20 protein-coding genes are annotated in these 24,080 nt (G+C 70.9%); 8 read left to right on the top strand and 12 right to left on the bottom strand.

Features of this window, described 5'->3' with window-relative positions; translation table 11 throughout:
* Positions 1–14 precede the first annotated feature (14 nt).
* Together ACIQJT_RS23330 and ACIQJT_RS23325 are read right to left on the bottom strand one after the other, a co-directional pair.
* Positions 15–296, bottom strand: a complete 282-nt coding sequence (locus ACIQJT_RS23330) for a hypothetical protein (RefSeq protein ID WP_402646326.1) — start codon at positions 294–296, stop codon at positions 15–17.
* A complete protein-coding gene (locus ACIQJT_RS23325) occupies positions 293–1,189 on the bottom strand; it encodes an SPFH domain-containing protein (RefSeq protein ID WP_053851227.1) in 897 nt (298 codons plus the stop codon). Before ACIQJT_RS23325 ends, ACIQJT_RS23330 begins: the two co-directional genes overlap by 4 nt.
* A 256-nt stretch (positions 1,190–1,445) precedes the next feature.
* On the opposite strand from ACIQJT_RS23325, the gene ACIQJT_RS23320 reads away from it, so the two are divergent.
* On the top strand, positions 1,446–3,794 hold the full coding sequence (locus ACIQJT_RS23320; protein ID WP_365455320.1) for a transglycosylase domain-containing protein: 2,349 nt from the start codon (positions 1,446–1,448) through the stop codon (positions 3,792–3,794).
* 69 nt (positions 3,795–3,863) lie between these two features.
* Here ACIQJT_RS23320 and ACIQJT_RS23315 read toward each other — a convergent pair whose 3' ends face one another.
* The 4 genes from ACIQJT_RS23315 to ACIQJT_RS23300 all read right to left on the bottom strand — a co-directional run bounded on the left by ACIQJT_RS23315 (position 3,864) and on the right by ACIQJT_RS23300 (position 10,948).
* Entirely contained in the window at positions 3,864–5,993 is a 2,130-nt protein-coding gene (locus ACIQJT_RS23315; protein WP_402646322.1) for a SpoIIE family protein phosphatase, read from the bottom strand.
* Between the two features lie 295 nt (positions 5,994–6,288).
* Positions 6,289–6,981 carry a DUF402 domain-containing protein gene (locus ACIQJT_RS23310; RefSeq protein WP_365455314.1) on the bottom strand — a complete coding sequence of 231 codons (693 nt, stop codon included), beginning with the start codon at positions 6,979–6,981 and terminating at the stop codon, positions 6,289–6,291.
* 72 nt (positions 6,982–7,053) lie between these two features.
* Entirely contained in the window at positions 7,054–8,463 is a 1,410-nt protein-coding gene (locus ACIQJT_RS23305) for a class II fumarate hydratase (protein ID WP_402646318.1), read from the bottom strand.
* Positions 8,464–9,280: 817 nt separating this feature from the next.
* Positions 9,281–10,948 carry a fumarate hydratase gene (locus tag ACIQJT_RS23300; protein WP_402646315.1) on the bottom strand — a complete coding sequence of 556 codons (1,668 nt, stop codon included), beginning with the start codon at positions 10,946–10,948 and terminating at the stop codon, positions 9,281–9,283.
* Between the two features lie 167 nt (positions 10,949–11,115).
* Here ACIQJT_RS23300 and ACIQJT_RS23295 point away from each other — a divergent pair, with 167 nt between their 5' ends.
* On the top strand, positions 11,116–11,832 hold the full coding sequence (locus ACIQJT_RS23295; RefSeq protein ID WP_365455305.1) for a DUF1707 domain-containing protein: 717 nt from the start codon (positions 11,116–11,118) through the stop codon (positions 11,830–11,832).
* A gap of 173 nt (positions 11,833–12,005) precedes the next feature.
* Complete coding sequence (locus ACIQJT_RS23290; RefSeq protein WP_365455303.1) at positions 12,006–12,380, top strand: WhiB family transcriptional regulator; 375 nt, start codon at positions 12,006–12,008, stop codon at positions 12,378–12,380.
* Between the two features lie 155 nt (positions 12,381–12,535).
* Here ACIQJT_RS23290 and glpX read toward each other — a convergent pair whose 3' ends face one another.
* A complete protein-coding gene (gene glpX / locus ACIQJT_RS23285) occupies positions 12,536–13,570 on the bottom strand; it encodes a class II fructose-bisphosphatase (RefSeq protein ID WP_053852821.1) in 1,035 nt (344 codons plus the stop codon).
* Positions 13,571–13,697: 127 nt separating this feature from the next.
* Between glpX and ACIQJT_RS23280 the strand changes: the two genes are divergently transcribed.
* Positions 13,698–14,219, top strand: coding sequence for a DUF4245 domain-containing protein (locus tag ACIQJT_RS23280; protein WP_053852822.1), 522 nt, complete (start codon positions 13,698–13,700; stop codon positions 14,217–14,219).
* 61 nt (positions 14,220–14,280) lie between these two features.
* Here ACIQJT_RS23280 and ACIQJT_RS23275 read toward each other — a convergent pair whose 3' ends face one another.
* From ACIQJT_RS23275 to ACIQJT_RS23260, 4 genes are all read right to left on the bottom strand, one after another.
* Positions 14,281–14,871, bottom strand: coding sequence for a malonic semialdehyde reductase (locus ACIQJT_RS23275; protein ID WP_365455298.1), 591 nt, complete (start codon positions 14,869–14,871; stop codon positions 14,281–14,283).
* Positions 14,872–15,026: 155 nt separating this feature from the next.
* A complete protein-coding gene (locus ACIQJT_RS23270; protein ID WP_031042033.1) occupies positions 15,027–15,260 on the bottom strand; it encodes an exodeoxyribonuclease VII small subunit in 234 nt (77 codons plus the stop codon).
* A 9-nt stretch (positions 15,261–15,269) separates the two neighbouring features.
* The gene (gene xseA / locus ACIQJT_RS23265; protein ID WP_365455295.1) at positions 15,270–16,478 is read right to left on the bottom strand and encodes an exodeoxyribonuclease VII large subunit; all 1,209 of its coding nucleotides are present in this window, start codon (positions 16,476–16,478) and stop codon (positions 15,270–15,272) included.
* 165 nt (positions 16,479–16,643) lie between these two features.
* A complete protein-coding gene (locus tag ACIQJT_RS23260; RefSeq protein ID WP_402646308.1) occupies positions 16,644–18,002 on the bottom strand; it encodes an APC family permease in 1,359 nt (452 codons plus the stop codon).
* Positions 18,003–18,109: 107 nt separating this feature from the next.
* Here ACIQJT_RS23260 and ACIQJT_RS23255 point away from each other — a divergent pair, with 107 nt between their 5' ends.
* Both ACIQJT_RS23255 and ppgK read left to right on the top strand, forming a co-directional pair.
* Positions 18,110–19,120 carry a 4-hydroxy-3-methylbut-2-enyl diphosphate reductase gene (locus ACIQJT_RS23255; protein WP_365455289.1) on the top strand — a complete coding sequence of 337 codons (1,011 nt, stop codon included), beginning with the start codon at positions 18,110–18,112 and terminating at the stop codon, positions 19,118–19,120.
* Positions 19,121–19,149: 29 nt separating this feature from the next.
* Complete coding sequence (gene ppgK, locus ACIQJT_RS23250; protein WP_402646305.1) at positions 19,150–19,893, top strand: polyphosphate--glucose phosphotransferase; 744 nt, start codon at positions 19,150–19,152, stop codon at positions 19,891–19,893.
* A 123-nt stretch (positions 19,894–20,016) separates the two neighbouring features.
* On the opposite strand, the gene ACIQJT_RS23245 is transcribed toward ppgK, so the two are convergent.
* Positions 20,017–20,541 carry a DUF6542 domain-containing protein gene (locus tag ACIQJT_RS23245; protein ID WP_402646302.1) on the bottom strand — a complete coding sequence of 175 codons (525 nt, stop codon included), beginning with the start codon at positions 20,539–20,541 and terminating at the stop codon, positions 20,017–20,019.
* A 177-nt stretch (positions 20,542–20,718) separates the two neighbouring features.
* On the opposite strand from ACIQJT_RS23245, the gene ychF reads away from it, so the two are divergent.
* On the top strand, positions 20,719–21,807 hold the full coding sequence (ychF, locus tag ACIQJT_RS23240) for a redox-regulated ATPase YchF (RefSeq protein ID WP_365455283.1): 1,089 nt from the start codon (positions 20,719–20,721) through the stop codon (positions 21,805–21,807).
* Between the two features lie 76 nt (positions 21,808–21,883).
* Entirely contained in the window at positions 21,884–24,061 is a 2,178-nt protein-coding gene (locus ACIQJT_RS23235) for a DEAD/DEAH box helicase (RefSeq protein ID WP_402646299.1), read from the top strand.
* Positions 24,062–24,080 lie beyond the last annotated feature (19 nt).

Raw genomic sequence — 24,080 nt, 5'->3', positions numbered from 1 at the left:
CTGCTACGTCCGCTCTACGCGTCGCCGGTGCCCTCGGTGCCCTCGCTGTCCCTGGCGTCCTTGGGCGGCCGGCCCCGGCGCGGCAGCGGTCCGGTGTCGCCGGGCAGCCGGCCGGCCTCCTTCAGGGCCCTGCGCAGCAGGAACTCGATCTGGGCGTTCGCCGACCGCAGCTCGTCCCCGGCCCACCGCGCCAGCGCCTCGTACACCAGCGGGTCGAGCCTCAGCAGCACCTGCTTGCGCTGCTGAGGCCGTCGCTCGGGGGGGCCGCCCTCGGAAGGTGCGGAAGGTGCCGTCACTGGTAGAGCGTCCCGGTGTTGAGGACCGGCTGCGGGGCGCGGTCGCCGCACAGCACCACCATCAGGTTGGACACCATCGCCGCCTTGCGCTCCTCGTCCAGCTCCACGATGTCCCGCTCGGTGATCCGGGCGAGCGCCTCCTCGACCATGCCGACCGCGCCCTCCACGATCTGCCGCCGGGCCGCGACGACCGCGCCGGCCTGCTGCCGCTGGAGCATCGCCGAGGCGATCTCCGGCGCGTAGGCGAGGTGGGTGAAGCGGGACTCGATGATCTGCACGCCGGCCGACTCCACGCGCGCGTGCAGTTCGGTCGCGAGCTTCTGGGTGATCTCGTCGGCGTTGCCGCGCAGCGAGAGCCCGTCCTCCTCGTGGGCGTCGTAGGGGTACTCGATGGCGATGTGCCGGACCGCGGTCTCGGTCTGGGTGGCGACGAACTTCACGAAGTTGTCCACCTCGAAGGTGGCCTGCGCGGTGTCCTCGACCTTCCACACCACGACCGCTGCGAGCTCGATCGGGTTGCCGTAGGCGTCGTTGACCTTGAGGACGGCGGTCTCGTGGTTGCGGACTCGGGTGGAGACCTTGGTCCGGGAGGTGAAGGGGTTCACCCAGCGCAGGCCGTCCTGGCGGATGGTGCCCTTGTAGCGCCCGAAGAGCTGGACGACCCGGGCCTCGCCCGGCGCGACCGTGTTCAGGCCGCGCAGCGAGATGAGCGCGGCGATCAGCACGAGGACCCCGCCGACGGCGAAGCCGGGGCTCTCCCCGCTCGCCGCGAACAGGAAGACGGCGAGCAGCAGCCCGGCCAGGCCCAGCAGCAGGGCCAGCGCACCGCCGATGCTGTGCGCGGCGAACTCCCGCACGCGCGGGGCGGGCATGTCGGGTACCGATTCGTCCATGGCCACAGGGGTCCCCCATCTCTCGAAAGCACACGAGCAGCTATCGCAGCTCTAGCTAAGTGATAGCACTTTACCCCGTGGTGGCAACCTTGACGCCCCCTCGGAGGTCTGGTTCCGAGGAGGCGGGTGCTGATTCTCACGCCCGTCATGGGCCGGATCGAGGCCCCTGTGTCATATAGACCGGTGTTAGCTTTCTGAGCTGACCTGTGCCACGAACCTGTGTGGCCGCCGATGAGGAAGCGGAGCGAGTCGACCCATGGGACGAGCGGAAGAGAGAAGAGCACGTCAGCGCGGTGGCCGCCGCGCGGCGCCGCCCACGCGCTCGTCCGGCACGCCGAGCGAGGGCACCGCGCCGGGCGGGAGGGCCGCCGCGCGCCAGGCGGCGCGCGGCAAGAAGGGTGCGAAGAAGGGGAAGAGCGGCATACGCCGGTTCTTCACCTGGAAGAAGCTCCTCGGCGCCTTCTTCGGCTTCTGCCTGCTCGGCATCGGCGCCTTCCTCGTGATGTACATGATGATCGACGTGCCCAAGGGCAACGCGGCCGCCCAGAAGCAGAGCAACATCTACGAGTACAGCGACGGCTCGGTCATGGCCCGCGTCGGCGACACCAACCGCGAGATCGTGGACCTCTCCGAGGTGCCCAAGGAGGTCCAGCGCACCTTCGTGGCCGCGGAGAACAAGACCTTCTACACGGACTCCGGCGTCGACCTCAAGGGCACCGCCCGCGGTCTGCTCAACACCCTGTCCGGCAAGGGCAAGCAGGGTGGCTCCACCATCACCCAGCAGTACGTCAAGAACTACTACCTCGACCAGGACCAGACCGTCACCCGCAAGCTGCGGGAACTGGTCATCTCGTTGAAGGTGGACCGCACGACGCCCAAGGACAAGATCCTCGCGGGCTACATCAACACCAGCTACTACGGCCGCGGCGCCTACGGCATCCAGGCCGCCGCCCAGGACTACTACCGCGTCGACGCCAAGAAGCTCAGCGTCGAGCAGGGCGCTTACCTCGCCGCGCTGCTCCAGGCCCCCAGCCAGTACGACTGGGCGGTCGCCAGCCCGACCGGCAAGAGGCTGGTGCAGGCCCGCTGGAACTACGTGCTGGACAACATGGTCGAGCAGGGCTGGCTGGACAAGGCCGAGCGCGAGGCCATGAAGTTCCCGGTGCCCAAGGCGCCCAAGCCCGCCCCCGGTCTCGAGGGCCAGAAGGGCTACCTGGTCAAGCTCGCCAACCAGCAGCTCGAGAAGCAGCTCGTCAAGACGCAGGGCATCACCCAGGACGAGGCCGAGGCCCGGGTCGAGAACTCGGGGTGGACCATCACCCTGAACATCGACAAGAAGAAGCAGGCCGCGCTCGAGAAGTCCGTCAAGACCCAGCTGATCAGCAAGCTGGACCCGAAGAAGCGCCCGGTGGACAAGAACGTCCAGGCCGGCGCCGTCTCCGTCGATCCCAGGACGGGGAAGATCGTCGCCCTGTACGGCGGCCAGGACTACACCAAGCACTACATCAGCAACGCCAACCGCACCGACTACCAGCCCGCGTCGACGTTCAAGCCGGTCATCCTCGCCGCCGCCCTGGAGAACAACTCCGAGACCGCGAGCGGCAAGCCGATCGGCGCCGACACGATCTACGACGGCACCAGCAAGCGCCAGGTCCTGGACGGCAACGGCAACAAGGTCGGTTTCGCCCCCGAGAACGAGGACGACCAGGACTACGGCAAGCAGGTCACCGTCCAGACGGCGATGAACAAGTCCATCAACTCCGTCTTCGCGCAGATGGGCGTGGACGTCGGCATGGACAAGGTGCTGGCGACGGCCACCAAGCTCGGCATGGACACCGGCAAGCTCAAGGCGCTGCCCGCCTACACCCTGGGCACCATGGGCGCGAGCCCCCTCCAGATGGCCGGCGTCTACGCCACCCTCGACAACCACGGCAAGCAGGTCACGCCGAGCATCATCAAGTCGGCCGAGCAGGGCGGCACCGAGATGCAGCTGCCCGACCCGGTCGGCGAGCAGGTGATCAGCCGCGAGGCCGCCGACACCGTGACCTCGGTGCTGACCGGCGTGGTCGCCGACGGTACGGCGAAGGTGTCCGTGGCGGAGAACCCGGCCCGCGACGGCCGCAAGGTCGCCGGCAAGACCGGTACCTCCGACGACAACCTCTCGGCCTGGTTCACCGGCTACACCCCGGACCTGGTCACCTCGGTCGGCCTGTTCGGCGAGGACGCCAAGACCGGCGCCCAGACCAAGCTGTACAAGACCGCGGGACTGGACCGCGTCAACGGCGGTGGGTTCCCGGCGCAGATCTGGGCGGCGTACACCTTCGGGGTGGCGGGGAAGAACACCAAGTTCGACCTGGACACCGACCAGGGCGCCGCGGTCCAGCCGACCTGGACCCCGACCGTGTCGGAAACCCCGTCGCGGACTCCGTCGGAAACCCCCTCGGAGACGCCTTCGGAAACCCCCTCGGAGACGCCTTCGGAGACTCCGTCGGAGACCCCGTCCGAGACGCCGTCGCAGTCCCCGCCGACCGGTGAGGTGAGCACTCCCGCCGAGTCGTCGACCTCACCGCTGAACCCGTTCGACCCGGCCGACGAGGACCAGTAGCGACGAAGAGAGGGCGCCCGGTGAGCACCGGGCGCCCTCTCTCGTTTCCTAACCCCTGTTGAGCGTTCCCTAGCCCCTGTTGAGCTCGAACCACACCACCTTGCCGGTGCTCAGCCGGGTGGCGCCCCAGCGCCGGGCGAGCCGGTTGACGAGGTAGAGCCCGCGCCCGCCCTCGTCGGTGGCCCGGGCCTGCCGCAGACGCGGCAACTGCGGCACGTCGTCCCCGACCTCGCACCGCAGCACGTCGGTCCGCAGCAACCGGAGCGTCACCGGACGCGTCGCGTACCGCACGGCGTTCGTCACGACCTCACTGACCAGCAGCTCGACGGAGTCGGTCAGATCCTCCATGCCCCACCGGGACAGCGCCCGCCGCGCGAGCCGCCGGGCACGGCCCGGGGCCGCGTCCTCCGGCTCCAGGAACCAGTACGCCACATCACTGGGCGCGATCCCGTCGAAGCGGGCCGCGAGCAGCGCGATGTCGTCGTCCCGGTCGCCGGGACCGAGCATGTCGAGCACCTCGTCGCACAGCGCCTCCAGCGGCGGCGGATGATCCGGCCCCGTCAGCTGCGCGGTCGCGGCGAGCTTCTCCCGCAGCTGCTCTATCCCGGTCCACACGTCCCTGAGGCGGGACTCGACGAGCCCGTCGGTGTACAGCAGCAGCGTCGCCCCGGCCGGCGCGTCCAGTTCCACGGCCTCGAAGTCGACGCCGCCGACACCGATCGGCGCGCCCGGCGGCACCCGGAGCACCTCGGCCCGGCCGCCCAGATGCAGCAGCACCGGAGGCGGATGACCGGCGTTGGCGATGGTGATGCGGTGCGAGACCGGGTCGTAGACGGCGTAGAGGCAGGTCGCCATGCGGTCCGTGCCGAGCCGCTGGGCCTGCTCGTCGAGGTGGTGCAGCACCTCCTGCGGGGGCAGGTCGAGACCGGCGAGGGTCTGCGCGGTCGTCCGGAGCTGGCCCATGATCGCCGCGGAGGTCATGGAGTGGCCCATGACGTCACCCACGACCAGCGCGACCCGGCTGCCGGGCAGCGGGATCGCGTCGTACCAGTCACCGCCCACCCGGGCCGTCTCGGCGGCCGGCAGATAGCGCGAGGCCAGCCGTACGCCGGTCGGCCGCGGGAGCGTCTCGGGCAGCATGGTGCGCTGGAGCTCGTCGGCGATGTACGCCTCACGGCCGTAGAGGACCGCCTTGTCGATGCCCAGCGCGCTGTGCGTGGCGAGCTGGGCGGCGACGAGCAGGTCGTCCGGGTCGAAGGGGATGCGGTCCGGGCGGCGCAGGAACAGGGCCGCGCCGATCACCCGGCGCCGGCCGCGCAGCGGGGCGAGGATCGCCCGCCGGCCGGACGGTACGGCGAACTCGCAGCCCTCGCCGAGCAGTTCCGGAAGCGCGGCATGGGCCGCGGGAGTGTCCGTGAAGACCGGGCGCACCCCGCGCAGCACCTCCGCGAGGGCGCTGCCGGGCTGCACCTCGCACAGTTCGGTGCCGAGCGCGTCCAGCTCGGTCGGGTTCTCCGGCACCGGCACCGGCAGGATGCCGTCCTCCAGGTCCCGCTCCTGCTGCGGGATGCGGTCGCTGCGCCGCAGCCGCAGCACGAGCGGGCCGGTGGGCCGCTCGTCGCCGACGGGCAGCGGATCGCGCAGGTAGACCAGGATCGCGTCCGAGAAGGTCGGCACGGTCGCCCGGCACAGACCCATCACGATCTCGTCCAGGTCGATGCCCCGGGCGATCCGCCGGGTCGCCGCGCCCACGAAGCGCAGCCGGTCGCCGTCGCGCCGCATGGGCGTGGGCCGGCCCGGGGGCAGTCCTTGTCCGGTACGGCGTTCGTCGCCGCTCTGGGAGAGCCGCTCGTCCTCACCGCCGGGCTGGATCGGAACACCCTCGGGGAAGGGCCGGGGACGGTGCGTGTCCGGCTCCGCGGCGGCCGGCTGGGAGTGCTCGGGGCCGGTACCGGCCGGGTTCATGCCCATGTCCTTGTTGTTGCCGGTCTTGCCGGTCTTGCCAGTCGTGCTGTTGCCGGCCTGGACGACGGGTGCCGCTTCCGGGGCGGAGTCACCGGAGCGGGCCTGAACGGGTAAAGCGGTCGGCGCCTCGCCGTGGGCGGGCGGCTGCGCCGGGGAACGCAGGAGCGCCCCGCGGGGGTCCGTGGGGTTGACGCCCGCCTGGGGGCGTTCGAAGGAGGTCGGGTGCTCCGTCACGCGTGTCGAATCCGTCCGTCCGGGGCTGCGCGCCGTACGCGCAGTGGGTCCCGCCGAAATCCCGATACCCGGAATGCGTGTCCCAGGAACGGAATTCCCGCGAGGTCAGGGGCTGTTCCTGCGTTTTCGGTCAACCTTCCGCGGCCCGTACCGGTGTTGCCCTCGTACCCCACGCTCACGTCCTGCCGCCCCTCGGTGACGATCGGTCAAGCCCAGTGCCCGCTCCGGTAGTTGCCGCTGCGCGCTCTTGCGGAGGACGATCCTACGTTTGCAGCCCGGGGGCGCATCAAGGGTCTCATGAGGACAAGTGCGCGGGCGTACGGTCCCAGTCTTCCGGAAGGAGCGGCACGGTCCAGGACGGATCGGGGCGCCAGTCGGGCCAGCCGTCCGAGAACGGCGGGCCCCAGGCGCGGATCACCTCCACCGCACCGCGACCCGCCGATCTGACCCGTTCCGCCAGGTCGGGGTCCATCAGCCCGTCCCGCTGGGCCTGCGCGAACTCGTCCTCGTCCCGCCACTGCCAGCCGCCGTCCGGATCCACGGTGATGTCCAGGAAGTGGTCCTCGGAATCCACACCCCCGGCCCAACGCGCCAGCGGCTCCTCCAGGTTCACGTACCAGTTCTTGAACCGCCAGCCCGGCTCCCAGAACAGCCACACCGACCACGGCAGCCCCGGCCGCGCCAGCTTGAGCACGCCGGTGCCGAACCAGCGGTCCCGCCGGACCGAACGCGGCTTGGTGTAACGGGACTCCAGCGGCTCGGCGTGCACCGGAGTGCCGTCGGCCAGCACCGGCCGCACGCACTCGGTGCCCGGTGCCAGCCACACGGCGAGCAGGTCCTCGTCGTCGCGTACGACGGTGACGGGGCGGGCGATGTGGAAGTGCGCGCCCGCGTTCTCCCGGTAGCGCCACAGGATCTGACTCCCGGGCTCCCAGAAACGCGCCGACGTACCCGCTTCCACCGCTCTCACCGCTCCACCGTCTGCCATGCACAGATATTAGGTGCCATAGGCATACGACGCTGCGGTACGCGTCACGGTTCACGCCGGCGCCGGGAAAGGTTACGGCCGTGTCATCCGCAGGACATCGAGCGCCTCGTCGAGTTGTCCGGCCGTCAGATCACCGCGCTCGACGTACCCGCCCTCCAGCACGACCTGGCGAATCGTCTTCTGTTCCGCGAGGGCCTTCTTGGCGACCTTGGCGGCCTCCTCGTACCCGATGTACTTGTTGAGCGGGGTGACCACGGAGGGCGAGGACTCGGCGTACTCCCGGGCCCGTTCGCGGTGGGCGACGATGCCGTCGACGGTCCGGTCGGCGAGCAGCCGGGAGGCGTTGGCGAGCAGCCGGATCGACTCCAGGACGTTCTTCGCGATGACCGGCAGCATGACGTTGAGCTCGAAGTTCCCGGCCGCGCCGGCGGTCGCGACGGTGGCGTCGTTCCCGATGACCTGGGCCGCGACCATGAGTACCGCCTCCGGGATCACCGGGTTGACCTTGCCGGGCATGATCGACGAGCCGGGCTGGAGGTCGGGGAGCGAGATCTCGGCCAGGCCCGTCCTCGGCCCGGAGGACATCCACCGCAGATCGTTGGCGATCTTCGTCAGTCCGACGGCGATGGTTCTGAGCTGCCCGCTGGTCTCGACGATCCCGTCCCGGGCGCCCTGGGCCTCGAAGTGGTCCCGCGCCTCGGTGAGCGGCAGCCCGGTGGTGCGGGCGACCTCCTCGATCACGGCGGCGGAGAAGCCGGGCGGGGTGTTGATGCCGGTGCCGACGGCGGTACCGCCCAGCGGCAGCTCGGCGAGCCGGGGCAGGGAGGCCTCCAGTCGCTCGATGCCGTACCGCACCTGCGCCGCGTAGCCGCCGAACTCCTGCCCGAGCGTGACCGGCGTGGCGTCCATCAGATGCGTCCGCCCCGACTTGACGACGTCCGCGAACTCCTCGGACTTGCGGGTGAGGGCGTCGGCGAGGTGCTGGAGCGCGGGGACGAGATCCCGGGTGACGGCAGCGGTGGCGGCGATGTGGATGGAGGACGGGAAGACGTCGTTGGAGGACTGCGAGGCGTTGACGTGGTCGTTGGGGTGCACGTCACGGCCGTCGCCGAGCCGCTCGCTCGCCAGGGTCGCGATGACCTCGTTGGTGTTCATGTTGGACGAGGTGCCGGACCCGGTCTGGAACACGTCGATCGGGAAGTGCGCGTCCCACTTCCCCTCGGCGACCTCCTCGGCGGCCTCCTGGATGGCCTCGGCGACGTCCTTGTCGAGCACGTTCAGCCGCGCGTTGACCTTCGCGGCGGCCCCTTTGATCCGGGCCAGCGCCTCGATGTGCGCCCGCTCGATCCGCTGCCCCGAGATCGGGAAGTTCTCCACCGCCCGCTGGGTCTGCGCCCGCCACTTGGCGTCCGCCGGCACCCGGACCTCGCCCATGGAGTCGTGCTCGATACGGAACGCCTGTTCCTGCTGCTCGTCGGCCACTGCCGATCACCTCCGCCTTGGTCAGCGTCTGCCCCTGTGGCACCTATTCCTGCCGCACGCACGCCCCCGGAAACCCGGCCCTACCGGCCGAGGGCTGCCCCACGGGTGCCCGGAGGGGCCACGCCCAAGGGCAGGGGGACGTGGTCGACCTGGCAGTGCGGGGCGGGTGGTTCGGGAACGCGGTCCGGGCGGAGCAGCCTCGGCTGGGGCTGGGTTGAGCTGCGGGCACCTGGGGGTCTGACCTGCCGTAGGGCAGGGGGAGTGGACCTGGTCGTGCGGGGTGGGTGGTCCGGGGGTGGGCTGCGGGAGCCCGGTTTCGGCGGGGCCGTCTGGTCCGGGGCTGGGCTGCGGGTGCTCGGCGGGGCTGGGCTGCCCGTAGGGCATGGCGGACGTCGACCTGGTCGTGCGCGGCACGCAGTGCGGAAGCCGAACGGGGGGGCGGCGCATCGAGGAAGCGGTCACCCTTGGCTCCGGCCCCCGAAACCGGGTCTCCGCCGAGCCGCCTGGGACGGCGACCCGCTCGCTCGTCGAGGAACCGGAAACTCCTCTCCGGCCCCGGAAGCGGCGGTTTCTGGACCGTTCGCAGACCGCACCACCCCACCGGGCTTACGCCTTGCGGGGTCGAAGGGGCGGCAGCCCCTGGGGGATGGGACGGGTAGGGGCGGCGGGGGCGAGATCCGTTCCCCGAGACCTTCGACAACGCGACCGCTCACAGGGCCCGTCGTGGAGGTCCGCCGGGGCGAAGCAGCACCACCCACCGGAGGCAGGACGGGCAAGGGCGGCGGAGGCGGGACCCCACCCCGCCGCCCCCGTGCCGCTACGCCAGCCCGGGTCCCCTAACCGGAATCGACGTGAACGTCGGAGCCGGGGCCGGGTCCTGGAAGAAGTCGTTGCCCTTGTCGTCGACCACGATGAACGCCGGGAAGTCCTCGACCTCGATCTTCCAGACCGCCTCCATGCCGAGCTCCTCGTACTCGACGACCTCGACCTTCTTGATGCAGTCCTGGGCGAGCCGCGCGGCGGGGCCGCCGATGGAGCCGAGGTAGAAGCCGCCGTGCGTACCGCACGCGTCGGTGACCTGCTTGCTGCGGTTGCCCTTGGCCAGCATCACCTTGGAGCCGCCCGCCGCCTGGAACTGCTCGACGTAGGAGTCCATGCGGCCGGCCGTCGTCGGACCGAACGAGCCGGAGGCGTAGCCCTCGGGGGTCTTGGCCGGGCCGGCGTAGTACACCGGGTGGTCCTTCAGGTACTGCGGCATCTCCTCGCCCGCGTCCAGCCGCTCCTTGATCTTGGCGTGCGCGATGTCACGCGCGACCACGAGCGGCCCGGTCAGCGAGAGCCGCGTCTTCACCGGGTACTTGGTGAGCTCCGCGAGGATGTCGTCCATCGGCTGGTTGAGGTCGATCTTGACGACGTCGCCGTCGGAGTCGAGGTGCTCGTCCGTCGTCTCCGGCAGGAACCGCGCCGGGTCCGTCTCCAGCTGCTCCAGGAACACGCCCTCGGCGGTGATCTTCGCGACGGCCTGCCGGTCGGCCGAGCAGGACACGGCGATGGCGACCGGGCAGGACGCCCCGTGCCGCGGCAGCCGCACCACGCGCACGTCGTGGCAGAAGTACTTGCCGCCGAACTGCGCCCCGATCCCGATCCTCTGCGTCAGCTCGAAGACCTTCTCCTCCAGCTCCTTGTCCCGGAAGCCGTGCCCGAGCTCCGAGCCCTCGGTGGGAATCTCGTCCAGGTAGTGCGCGGAGGCGTACTTCGCGGTCTTCAGCGCGTACTCGGCGGACGTGCCGCCGACCACGATCGCCAGGTGGTACGGCGGACAGGCGGCCGTACCGAGCGAACGGATCTTCTCCTCCAGGAACTTCATCATGGAGGCCTCGTTCAGGACGGCCTTCGTCTCCTGGTACAGGAAGGACTTGTTGGCGGAGCCGCCGCCCTTCGCCATGAACAGGAACTTGTACGCACCGCCGTCGGTGGCGTACAGCTCGATCTGCGCGGGCAGGTTCGAGCCGGTGTTCTTCTCGTCCCACATGGTCAGCGGGGCCATCTGCGAGTAGCGCAGGTTGAGGTTCAGGTAGGCGTCGTAGATACCGCGCGAGAGGGCCTCTTCGTCGCCGCCCGACGTGAGCACGTTCTGCCCGCGCTTGCCCATGACGATCGCCGTGCCGGTGTCCTGGCACATCGGCAGCACGCCCGCCGCCGCGATGTTCGCGTTCTTCAGCAGGTCCAGCGCCACGAACTTGTCGTTGCTGGACGCCTCCGGGTCGTCGATGATCCGCCGCAACTGGGCGAGGTGCGCCGGCCGCAGGTAGTGCTGGATGTCGTGGATGGCCTCCTCGGCGAGCTTGCGCAGCGCCTCCGGCTCCACCTTGAGGAAGGTCCGCCCGTCGGCCTCGAAGGTGGAGACACCCTCGGAGGTCACCAGCCGATAGGGGGTGGTGTCCTCTCCCATGGGGAGCAGATCGGTGTACGCGAACTCAGGCATCTCAGCCCATTCCTCACTCTGCGGGTCGATCACCCGCCTCCGTTGGCGGGCCTCACCAGCCTAGAACCTGTCCAAGGACGGAAGCTTGTGAGGTAGGGCTCAGTCGGCGGGCCAAGAGTTGTCCACAGCCCTAGTCGCGATCTATCGCGTTTGGGTACGCTGCTGCCGTGGACCTTCAGAAGCCGGACCTCAAGAAGCACGCGGGCCCCGCCCCCGCGGTGGCCGACCTGCGTGCCTCGGACGCCGACCGTGACCGTATCGCCGACATCCTGCGCGAGGCCCTGGCCGAGGGCCGCCTCACCGCGGACGAGCACGCCGAGCGGGTCGAGGGGGTGCTGAGCGCCAAGACGGTCGGCGAGCTGGAGGTCTTCATACGGGACCTGCCGGCGGCCCACGAGCGGCGTGCCGCCCCCGCCTGGACCCCGGCCCCCAACCGCCCGACCGACGCGATCCCCCCGGACCCGGACGACAACGTGGTGGCGGTCTTCAGCGCCGCCGTCCGCAAGGGCCGCTGGCGCGCGGGCCGCCGCATCCACGCCTACGCGGTCTTCGGCAGCGTCGAGATAGACCTCAGCGAGGCGATCTTCGAGTACCGCCAGGTCGTCATCAAGGCGTTCTCGGTGTTCGGCAGCGTCGAGGTGCGTGTCCCGGAGAACGTCTCGCTGCGCGGCACCGGCGTCGGTGTCCTCGGCGACTTCCAGGTGGACACGCTCGACTCGCCGGACGTCGACGCACCCGTGGTGTACGTCGACGGCTGGGCGGTCCTCGGCAGCGTCGACGCGAGGCCCAGGCGGGGCAAGCTCGTCGCGGACATTCTCGACCGCGTTCAGCGCGCGGTCGATCGCAAGGTCGACAAGAGTTTGCGCAGACACCTGGATCGTTGACGGTTGTGAATCCGGGAGGGTCCGCATCGGCGGAATCCGAGCCGGCCCGGCCTCGGAAGAGCACACGAACGCCCGGAATCCAGCGGTTGGGGACTCAGTGCATAGGCGCGCGCACAGCGGGTAGGGCTTGCTGCATCGTCGCTCGCTCGCGAAGCCGTCGTCAGGAGTAGACCGTGCTGCAACCGCCGCATTCGTCCCTGCAGGTAGCTGCCGTTCCGGCCCAGCGGGTGCCAGTGCGGGACAGGGACCAAGACGCTCCATGGCACACCGAGGCGGTGTGCCGGCGCGACGAGGCCGGCCTGTTCTTCGCTCCGTCCAAGGAACCCACCGCTGCCAGGCTCTCCCGCGAGGAGGCCGCGAAGCGCGTCTGTGCCCGCTGTCCGGTCATGGTCGAGTGCCGCGAACACGCCCTGCTCCAGCCCGAGCCCTACGGCGTCTGGGGCGGCCTCACCGCGGCGGAGCGCCGCGTGGTCCTGGCCCGGCGCAGGCGCCGCGACCTGGAGCTCGCGAAGACGGCGCGGGCGCCCCGCATAGCCCAGGCGGGCTGAGGGGCCGCAGAACCCGAAAAGGGCGCCCCCGCCGCACCGGGGACGTCCTTTCGGCTGTGCTCTTCTCGTAGGGTGAGGTGACTCCCCAGGGGCGCGGGGAACCGCGCGATCAGCCCCCACGCACCCGCACCCGCCCATGCTCCAGAACGGCGGAGCTACTTGGCCCGGTCGAAGTCGATCGCGCTGTAGGCCCGCAGCTTGCTGAGCCGGTGCTCCGAGTCGATCCGCCGCACCGTCCCCGACTTCGACCGCATCACGATCGAGTCGGTGGTCGCGGTCTCCGACCGGTACCGCACGCCCCGCAGCAGCTCGCCGTCGGTGATGCCCGTGGCCACGAAGAAGACGTTCTCCCCGGACACCAGGTCGTCGGTCGTCAGCACCCGGTCCAGGTCGTGCCCGGCGTCGACCGCCCGCGCCCGCTCCTCGTCGTCCTTCGGCCACAGCTTGCCCTGGATCGTGCCCCCGAGGCACTTCACGGCACAGGCCGAGATGATCCCCTCGGGCGTGCCGCCGATGCCCAGCAGCATGTCGACGCCGGTGCCCTCGCGCAGCGCGTAGATCGAGCCGGCCACGTCACCGTCGGAGATCAGCTTGATCCGCGCCCCCGCCTCCCGGATCTCCTTGATGATCCCTTCGTGCCGGGGCCGGTCGAGGATGACGACGGTCACGTCCTCCGGGGTGGAGCGCTTGGCCTTGGCGACCCGCCGGATGTTCACGGAGACCGGCGCGTTGATGTCGACGAAGTCCGCGGCCTCCGGTCCCGTGACCAGCTTGTCCATGTAGAACACGGCGGACGGGTCGAACATCGAGCCCCGGTCCGCGGCGGCCAGCACCGCGATCGCGTTCGGCATGCCCTTGGCCGTCAGCGTGGTCCCGTCGATCGGGTCGACGGCGATGTCGCACTCGGGGCCGGTCCCGTCGCCCACGCGCTCCCCGTTGAAGAGCATCGGGGCCTCGTCCTTCTCTCCCTCCCCGATGACGACGACGCCGTTCATCGACACGGTGGAGACCAGGGATCGCATGGCGCGCACCGCGGCGCCGTCGGCGCCGTTCTTCTCGCCCCGCCCGACCCAGCGGCCCGCGGCCATCGCGGCGGCTTCGGTCACCCGGACGAGCTCCAGGGCGAGGTTGCGGTCGGGGGCCTCGGAGGGGACCTCGAGTTCGGACGGCAGATGATGATGCTCGGTCATCGGAGCGCACCTTTCTGATACGACGACGGCCGGATGAGGGTTCGACCGTCGACTCTATCGTCAGTCCGACAAAATGAGCAGGGGACCCCACGGATGAGCGGACCGGGCACCTGCGACGATAGAGGGCGTGGCAGGTTCGAACGGCAAGCAGAAGACGGTCCGGGACATGATTCTGTCCCTGGGCCTCATCGGGATCGCGGCGGCGGTCATCTACGTGTTCATCCCGCACGACGACTCCGCTCCCGACATCAAGAAGGTCGACTACCGCGTCGAGCTGCTCACGGCCCGCCGCGCGGCCTCCTACCCGGTGGCCGCGCCCGAGGGGCTGCCGGCCGACTGGAAGGCCACCTCGGTGCGCTTCCGGGGCGACCGGTTCGACGCCTGGCACCTGGGCTTCAACGCCCCCGGCGGTCAGTACGTGCAGATCGAGCAGTCGACTCAGAAGCCGTCGGAGTTCATCGACGAGGCCAGCCAGGGCGGCGAGGCGACGAAGCAGACCCGGGAGATCGCGGGCCGTACCTGGACGCGGTACACGGGCGGCCGGTACGACGCCCTCGTGCACCAGGGCGACGGTGCGACGACGGTGGTCGCGGGCACGGGCTCGCTGGCCCAGCTCACCGAGATGGCGAAGTCCCTCAAGATGGCATGAGGTGCCGACGGGAGGGGCCCGGCCGCCAGGCGGCCGGGCCCCTCCCGTGCGGTCGGCCCCCTCAGACGGTGGTGACGACGTCCTCGTACGCCAGGCGCGGGGAGCGCGGGTACCAGGCGTCCTCGCCGGGCTTGCCGATGTTGACGACCATCAGCGGGGTGTGGTCGTCGTCCAGGAACTCCTTGCGGACGCCCTCGAAGTCCAGACCGGTCATCGGGCCGGCGGCGAGCCCCGCGGCGCGGACGCCGATGATGAAGTACGCGGCCTGGAGGGCGGCGTTCAGGTTGGCGCTGCCCTCGCGCGCCGAGCGCTCGCCGAAGAAGACGTCCTTGGCCTGCGGGAAGTGCGGGAAGAGCTGCGGCAGTTCCTCGTGGAACTCGTTGTCCGCGGAGAGGATCGCGACCAGCGGGGCGGCGGCGGTCTTCTTCCGGTTGCCCTCGGCCATGTGCTGCACGAGGCGCTCGCGGGCCTCGGGGGAGCGGACCAGGGTGACGCGCAGCGGCGACTGGTTCATGGAGGTGGGGCCGTACTTGACCAGGTCGTAGATCGCCTGGACCTGCTCGTCGGTCACCGGCTCGTCGGTGAAGGTGTTCGCGGTACGGGCCTCGCGGAACAGCAGGTCCTGGGCGGCGGGGTCAAGAACGAGAGACATGGTGGAACCTTCTCGGGGTGTACGTCGGTCCCGTAAACGGACCGTGGACCGGTTGACGTCTCCGACCGTACCTCTGTGAAGTTCAACATTCAACTAAAGAGCGGGCGTGGTGATCCGCTTCACAGATCACCGGTCCCCTCTGCCCGGCCGCGCCGCTACTCGGAGTCGCCCTCGCCGTCCTCCGACTCCTCCGCCAGGGCCGCGTCCAGCCGCGCCCGCGCTCCGTCCAGCCACCGCCGGCACACCTTGGCCAGCTCCTCGCCCCGCTCCCAGAGCGCGAGGGACTCCTCGAGTGTGGTGCCGCCCGCCTCCAGCCGTCGTACGACCTCGATCAGCTCGTCCCGCGCCTGCTCGTACCCGAGCGCCTCTTCCGCCACCTTGCTGGTCATCCGCCCACCCTACGCATCGACTCGGACAGTGAACTCACCCTCGGCGACCCGCGCCCGCAGGGTCTCCTCCGCCCCCACCTCGTCCGGCGCCCGCACCACGTGCCCGTCGGACTTCTGCAGGACGGCGTACCCGCGCTGGAGGGTCGCGGCGGGGGAGAGGGCCACCACGCGCGCGCGGGTGTGCGTCAGCTCGGAGTCGGCGCGGTCCAGCAGATGGCCCAGGGTGCGGCGGGCGCGGTCGGTCAAGGAAGCCACGTGGTCGGCGCGTTCGTCGATCATCCGGTGCGGATCCTCTATCGACGGCCGCGCGAGCGCGTGCGCGAGGCCCCGCTCCTCCCGCTGGAGGAAGGACTCGACACACCGCCGCGCGCGGTCCCGCAGCGCCCGCACCCGTTCGTACTCCTCGCCCACGTCCGGGACGACCTTCTTGGCCGCGTCCGTGGGCGTGGAGGCCCGCAGGTCGGCGACGTAGTCGAGCAGCGGGGTGTCCGGTTCGTGGCCGATCGCCGACACCACCGGCGTACGGCAGGACGCGACCGCCCGCACCAGCTGCTCGTCGGAGAACGGCAGCAGGTCCTCCACACTGCCCCCGCCGCGCGCCACGATGATCACGTCCACGTCGTCCTGCGCGTCGAGCTCCTTGACCGCCTGCACCACCTGCGGGACGGCGTGCACCCCCTGCACCGGGACGTTGCGCACCTCGAAGCGGACGGCGGGCCAGCGGTGCCGGGCGTTCTCCAGGACGTCCCGCTCGGCGGCCGAGGCCCGGCCGCAGACCAGCCCGATGAGCTGCGGCAGGAACGGCAGCGGCTTCTTGCGCTCCGGCGCGAACAGCCCCTCCGCCGCCAGGGACTTCTTCAGCGCCTCCAGCCGGGCCAGCAGCTCGCCGACCCCGACCGGCCTTATCTCGGCGGCCCGCAGCGAGAGCTGGCCCCGCGGCGCGTACCACTCCGGCTTCGCCAGTACGACCACCCGGGCGCCCTCGCCGACGACATCGGCGACGTCGTCGAAGACCTGGCGGAAACAGGTCACGCTCACCGAGATGTCGTACGACGGATCGCGCAGCGTGAGGAACACGACCCCCGCGCCGGGACGCCGGGAGAGCTGGGTGATCTGCCCCTCGACCCACACGGCGCCGAGCCGGTCGATCCAGCCGCCGATGAGGCGCGACACCTCGCCGACGGGCAGGGGCGTTTCGGGGGTCGAGTTCACAGCCATGCCGCGAGCGTAACGGCCGCGTACGACAACGGACCGTCACCGCCCGGCAACCACCGGCTCCACCACGCCCCGTCGCCTGCGCCGGGCGACCGGCGCCGCGGGAAACACCGCCGACGACCGGCACCGAACCCCCGTGCCCGCACCCGGGCACCCGGACCGGGCCGCCTACCGCCCGCGCTGCGCGACCAGTACCCCCAGCCCCGCCGCCAGCCACACCGCGCCCACCACCTGCGCCGCCCCCGACGCCTCCACGATCACGGCCACGGTGATCGCCGCTCCGGCGACCGGTACCAGCACATGGCGCCACCAGATCACCGGCCCGCCGCGTCGGCGGACCGCGAACCAGCCCACCACGCTCGCGTGCAGGAGCGTGAAGGCTGTCAGGGCGCCGATGTCGACCACGGACACCAGGTGGTCCATGCCGTCGCCCCGGCGTGCCGCCCACACCGCGGCGACCAGGGTGATGACGGCCGCGCACAGCAGGGCCACGCGCGGGACGCCGGAGTCCGTCCTCGCCAGCACGCGCGGCAGCCGCCGGTCGCGGCCCATCGCGAACAGCAGCCGCCCGGCCGCCGCCTGTCCCGCCAGCGCCGCGAAGGCCGCGCCGACGGCCTTGCTGACGGCCACCAGGTCGTGCAGCCAGGTGCCGACCGCGGAGTCGACGGCGTCGTAGAAGGCGGAGCCCTGCCTGGCCGGATCGGCCGCGAACTCGGCCGAGGCCGTCGGGTCCAGGAGGGCCACCAGGTAGGTCTGGGCCACGAACAGCAGGCCCGCAAGGGCCAGGCAGAACAGCACCGCGCGCGCGACCTTCTCCGAGCCGCCGGTGACCTCCTCCGCGAAGGAGGCGATCGCGTCGAAGCCCAGGTACGACAGGACGGCGACCGAGACCGCGCCGAGCACCGCCGACAGCGCGAACGCGCCCTGGGTGCCGTCCCCGGACAGCGGCGACAGCCAGCCCCGCCCGGCCCCGTCCCGCGCGAGGACGACGACCGCGGACACCACGAAGACCAGCAGGACCACGATCTCCATGGCCAGCACCAGGAAGCCCACCCGGGCCGCCGCCCGCACCCCCCACAGGTTCAGCAGCGTCGTGAGGACCACCGCCAGCGCCGTCCACACCCAGCGCGACACCTCCGGCACCAGCGAGTTCATCGCGATACCGGAGAACAGGTACGCCACGGCGGGGATGAGGAGGTAGTCCAGCATCGCCATCCAGCCCGCCACGAACCCGGCCTGCCGGCCGAGCCCCGCGCGCGCGTAGGCGAACACCGACCCCGCCTGCGGCACGACCCGCACCATCTGGGCGTAGCTGAAAGCGGTGAACGCCATCGCCACGGTGGCGACGACGTAGACGAGGGCGACCGCCCCGTGCGACTTGGCGTCCAGGGTGCCGTAGACGCCGACCGGGGCCATGGGAGCGATGAACAGCAGGCCGTAGACGACGAGGTCCCGGAAGCCCAGGCTGCGCCGCAGGCCGCCTGTTCCCTCCTCGGTCGTACGGTCCGCCGTACCGGTACCGGACATCGTGCCTCCGCCTGTGCCTAGCCCGCCCCGCCCCTCACACCTCCCGGTCAGTCTCCCCGGGAACGTCACGGGCGCGCGATCTTTGACCGGCCGAACGCGGCCTTACGATGGGACGCATGACCGCTTCGCCTGGCCGCCGTGTCCTGCTCGCCGCCCCCCGTGGTTACTGCGCGGGTGTGGACCGCGCCGTGATCGCCGTCGAGAAAGCCCTGGAGCAGTACGGCGCTCCGGTGTACGTCCGGCACGAGATCGTCCACAACAAGTACGTCGTACAGACCTTGGAGAAGAAGGGCGCGATCTTCGTCGAACGGACGGAGGAGGTCCCGCCGGGCAACATCGTCATGTTCTCGGCGCACGGCGTCGCCCCCGTCGTCCACGAGGAGGCCGCGCGCGGCAAGCTCGCCACCATCGACGCGACCTGCCCGCTGGTCACCAAGGTCCACAAGGAAGCCGTCCGCTTCGCCAACGAGGACTACGACATCCTCCTGATCGGTCACGAGGGCCACGAGGAGGTCATCGGCACCTCCGGCGAGGCCCCCGACCACATCACCCTCGTCGACGGCCCCTCGGACGTCGCCAAGGTCGAGGTCCGCGACGAGTCGAAGGTCGTCTGGCTCTCCCAGACCACCCTCTCCGTCGACGAGACCATGGAGACCGTCGACGCCCTCAAGGAGAAGTTCCCGCAGCTCATCTCGCCGCCCAGCGACGACATCTGCTACGCCACGCAGAACCGCCAGCTCGCCGTGAAGCAGATGGGCGCCGAGGCCGAACTGGTCATCGTGGTCGGCTCCCGCAACTCCTCCAACTCCAAGCGCCTCGTCGAGGTCGCCAAGCTGGCCGGCTCCCGCGAGGCCTACCTCGTGGACTTCGCCAGCGAGATCGACGAGGCCTGGCTGGAGGGCGTGACCACGGTCGGCGTGACCTCGGGCGCCTCGGTGCCGGAGGTGCTGGTCGAGGAGGTCCTGGAGTGGCTGGCGCAGCGCGGCTACGGCGACGTGGAACTCGTGAAGGCGGCCGAGGAGTCCATCACCTTCTCCCTGCCCAAGGAGCTGCGGCGCGACCTGCGCGAGGAGGCCGCGGCGCTGGTCGCGGAGCGCAAGGGGACCTCGGAGGCGTGACTGTCCGTCGTCCGTCGTAACGTAGGGCCATGCAGATCTTCGGCTTGGACATCGGCGGATCCGGGATCAAGGGCGCTCCTGTGGACCTGGACAAGGGCGACCTGGCGCAGGAGCGTCACAAAGTGCTCACCCCGCATCCGGCCACGCCCGACAGCGTGGCCGACGGGGTGAGGCAGGTCGTGGACCACTTCGGCTGGAGCGGCCCGGTCGGGCTGACCTTCCCGGGCGTGGTCACCGGCGGTTCCCACATCCGCACGGCCGCCAACGTCGACAAGAGCTGGATCGACACCGACGCGCGCACGTTGTTCAGCGAGCGGCTCGGCGGGCTGCCGGTGACCGTGGTCAACGACGCGGACGCGGCGGGCGTCGCCGAGATGAGCTTCGGGGCGGGCAAGGACCGCAAGGGCACCGTCATCCTGCTCACCCTGGGCACCGGCATCGGCAGCGCGGTCTTCGTCGACGGCGTCCTCGTCCCCAACACCGAGCTGGGCCACTTGGAGCTGCACGGCCACGACGCCGAGAAGAAGGCGTCCAGCAAGGCCAGGGAGGACGAGGAGCTCACCTGGGAGCACTGGGCCCACCGCGTCCAGAAGTACCTCGCCCATGTCGAGATGCTCTTCTCGCCCGAGCTGTTCATCATCGGCGGCGGCGTCAGCCGCAAGTCGCAGAAGTTCCTGCCCCACATCGAGGGCATCAAGGCCGAGATCGTCCCGGCGCAGTTGCAGAACAACGCGGGGATCGTGGGGGCTGCGATGCGGGCGGTCCAGGAGTAGGGGGTCTGAGGCTCCTGACCGCGGCGGGCGGCCCGAGTCGCACGACCCGGTCGCCGGCCCTCCCGCCGCCGGCCCTCCTATCGCCGGCCCTCCTATCGCCGGCCCTCCCGCCGCCGGCCCGTATCAGGGCCGGCGCGAGCGGTCGCGCACCAGACGGACCCTGCGGACCAGCGCCACGAGACCGGCGGCCAGTGTGCCGGCGTAGAGCCAGCCCGCCTGCGTGGCCAGTGCGGTGAACAGGCCCATCAGTCGCCCCGAGGTGCCGCCGCCGCTGTCGGCGACCGGGACGAGACCGACGGCGAAGGCGATCGGCACGATGATCGGGGCGGTCAGCAGATCCCCCCGGCGCATCCACACCGAGGTCACCACGCTGACCGGCATGAACAGCACGCCGTACAGCGTCAGCGCCGAGCCGAACAGCACGGAGACGAGACAGCCCAGCAGGAACATCAGGCCGCCGCAGAACAGTCCTCCGCCGAGCCCGGTCAGCCGGGGGTTGGGCAGCCGTCGCAGTGTCCGCACCACGGGAGGCGGCGGGCGGCGGGCCACCGGTGGCCGTCGCTCGCCGCGGGCCTGCGCGGGCAGAGGCGCTCCTTGGGCCGGGCGTCGCGTTCCGTTGTGCGGGGGGCGGGTCCTGTGTTGCTCCACTGGACCAACCTAGGTCTGTTTATGTGCCGAATGGCTCCTCGGACACGCCGTGGGAAAGACCTTGGCCATGCGTTCGAGAGGGCCGCCGGGGCGTGCCGCGCCACGCCGTAGACTGGTGGATCGGTCCCCTGGCCGCCAGTCTCCTCACGTCTCCTCTCACGTACGGGAAGTCGCAACGTGTCGCTCACGATCGGAATCGTCGGTCTGCCGAATGTCGGCAAGTCGACCCTGTTCAACGCCCTGACCAAGAACGACGTGCTGGCGGCCAACTACCCGTTCGCCACGATCGAGCCGAACGTCGGCGTGGTCGGCGTCCCGGACCCGCGCCTGACGAAACTGGCCGAGATCTTCTCCTCCCAGAAGATCCTTCCGGCGACCGTCGACTTCGTGGACATCGCGGGCATCGTGAAGGGCGCGTCCGAGGGCGAGGGCCTGGGCAACAAGTTCCTCGCGAACATCCGCGAGTCGGACGCGATCTGCCAGGTCATCCGCGCCTTCAAGGACGAGAACGTCGTCCACGTCGACGGCAAGGTCTCGCCCAGGGACGACATCGAGACGATCAACACCGAGCTGATCCTCGCCGACCTCCAGACCATCGAGAAGGTCCTGCCCCGCCTCCAGAAGGAGTCGCGGATCAAGAAGGACATCGCGCCGAAGGTCAAGGCCGTCGAGGAGGCCAAGGAGATCCTGGAGAAGGGCGACACGCTCTTCTCCGCGGGCATCGTCCAGGGCTCCGGCAACGAGGAACTCCTGCACGACCTGCACCTGCTGACCACGAAGCCCTTCCTGTACGTCTTCAACGTCGACGAGGACGAGCTGGTCGACGAGTCCTTCAAGGACGAGCAGCGCGCCCTGGTCGCCCCCGCCGAGGCGATCTTCCTCAACGCCAAGCTGGAGGCGGACCTCGCCGAGCTCGACGAGGAGGACGCGATGGAACTCCTGGAGTCGGTCGGCGCCGAGGAGCCCGGCCTGGCGACGCTCGCCCGCGTCGGCTTCGACACCCTCGGCCTCCAGACCTACCTCACGGCCGGCCCCAAGGAGTCCCGCGCCTGGACCATCAAGAAGGGCGCCACGGCCCCCGAGGCGGCCGGCGTGATCCACACCGACTTCCAGAAGGGCTTCATCAAGGCGGAGGTCATCTCCTTCGACGACCTGGTGGAGACCGGCTCGGTGGCCGAGGCCCGCGCGAAGGGCAAGGCGCGCATGGAGGGCAAGGACTACGTCATGCAGGACGGGGACGTCGTGGAGTTCCGCTTCAACGTCTGACGACCAGTCGGAAACCTGTGTCCGACCGCTTTCCCGGCGGGTCGGGCACAGGTTTCTTCCATGGAGGGGCGGGAGCGTGGGGCGTGCCGAGCGGGACATCGTCGCGAGGGGAGCGCGGCTGCACGAGGCGGCCCGTGCGGTGGTCGCCGACCACGACAGGGCCGCGGAGGCGGTACGCGCGGCCCTGAGGCCGATCCACGACGCCGAGGTGAAGCGGGAGCTCGACGCCATCCCGGTGGCCCGGCTCCAGGACGTCACCGAGGGACGGCTGCGGCTCGCCAGCGTCGAGCGGAGCGGCCTGCGCACGGTCGGCGACGTGCTCGAAGCCGGCCCCTACCGGTTGCGCCGGATTCCCGGAGTCGGCGAGCGCACCGTCGGCCAGATGCTCGCGGCCGCCCGCCGGCTCTCCGAGGCCGCGCACGAGACCGTGGCCGTCCACATCGACGTGGAGCGGCCGGAACCGGGCACCACCGCCCTCGTCACGGCCCTGCACGTCCTGGTGGAGGCCGGTCCGGACGCCCGGCGCGCGGCCGACAGGGCCACCGCTCTGTCGGCACGGCTCGGTCCGCTGCTCGCCGACGCCCGGCTCGCCGTCGGACGCGTCCGGATGCTGCTGGCGAGCCAGGAGAAGAAGGAACGCGCGTCGGCCGCGGTCACCGGCATCCGGACGCTGGTGGACGAGGCGGACCGGGCGGGCCTGCCCGGGCTGCTCGCCCAGGCGTCGGTGGACCTGCTCAGGGCGCCCCCGTCCGACATCGCGGCCTGGGTGGACTTCGAACTCCGCTCCGCCGAGTACTACAGCCTGCTCGCCGAGATCTCCGGGCGGCAGCCGGACGTGGCCGCCGCCGAGGGCTTCCTGCCGGACGAGATCGCCGAGCGGGTGCGGACCCAGCACCTCGACGACTCGCTCCGGCGGGTCTCCCTGCGCGGCTACCAGGCGTTCGGCGCGCGGTTCGCGCTCGCCCAGCGCAAGGCGATGCTCGGCGACGAGATGGGACTCGGCAAGACCATCCAGGCGATCGCCGTGCTGGCCCACCTGGCCGCCGGGGGACGGAGCCACTTCATGGTGGTCTGCCCGGCGGGCGTCCTCGTGAACTGGACCCGGGAGATCGAGGCCCGCAGCACTCTGCGGGTCACGGTGCTCCACGGCCCCGACCGGCACCACGCCTTCGCCGACTGGAGGGAGCGGGGCGGGGTCGGGGTGACCACCTTCGACGCGCTGCGCGGATTTCCCGTCCCCGTGCCCGGCGGCGAGGAGGTCGCCCTGCTCGTGGTCGACGAGGCCCACGCCGTGAAGAACCCGAAGGCCAAACGGTCCCAGGCGGTCGCCGGGTGGGCGGAGCGCTGCGAGCGCACCCTCCTGATGACCGGGACCCCGATGGAGAACAGGGTCGTGGAGTTCCACCACCTGGTCCGGATGCTCGACGGCGACCTCGCCGACTCCCTCGGCAGGCGGGACGCGCCGGCCGGATCGGTCGCGTTCCGCAAGGCCGTGGCCCCGGTCTACCTGCGGCGCAACCAGGAGGACGTGCTGACCGAACTCCCGAGTCTCCAGCACACCGACCAGTGGGAGGAGCTGAGCGCCTCGGACGAGGAGGCCTACCGGGAGGCCGTGCTCGCGGGCAACTTCATGGCGATGCGCCGGGCCGCGTACCTGCGCCCCGAGAAGTCGGCCAAACTGGACCGGCTCCGGGAGATCGTCCGGGAGGCCGGGGAGAACGGCCAGAAGACGGTGGTCTTCTCCCACTTCAAGGACGTCCTGCGCGTGGTGGAGGAAGCCCTCGTGGCCGACGGCACGCCCGTGTTCGGCCCGCTCACCGGAAGCGTCCCGGCCGGGCGGCGGCAGCGGATCGTCGACGACTACACCGGCGCTCAGGGCCCCGCGGTGCTCGTGGCGCAGATCCAGGCAGCCGGCGTCGGCCTCAACCTGCAGGCCGCCTCGGTCGTCGTCCTCTGCGAACCCCAGATCAAGCCGACCATCGAGCACCAGGCGGTGGCCCGCGCCCACCGCATGGGCCAGGTCAGACCGGTCCGGGTCTACCGCCTGCTGGCCACCGGGGGCGTCGACGAACGCCTGGTGAGGCTGCTGGAGACCAAGACCCGCCTCTTCGACGCCTACGCCCGCCGCAGCGCCGTGGCCGAGGCGTCACCGGACGCGATCGACGTGTCGGACACCGAACTGGCCCGGCGGATCGTCGAGGAGGAACAGGAACGCCTGGGCGTGCGCGACACCGGGATCTCGGCGGCCGAGTGAGCGGGGCCGCGCCGGACAG

The sequence above is a fragment of the Streptomyces sp. NPDC091972 genome, assembly GCF_044756385.1.
Classification (GTDB): domain Bacteria; phylum Actinomycetota; class Actinomycetes; order Streptomycetales; family Streptomycetaceae; genus Streptomyces.
Note: the sequence above shows the minus strand (reverse complement) of the source record. Positions and strands in the feature narration are given on the sequence as shown.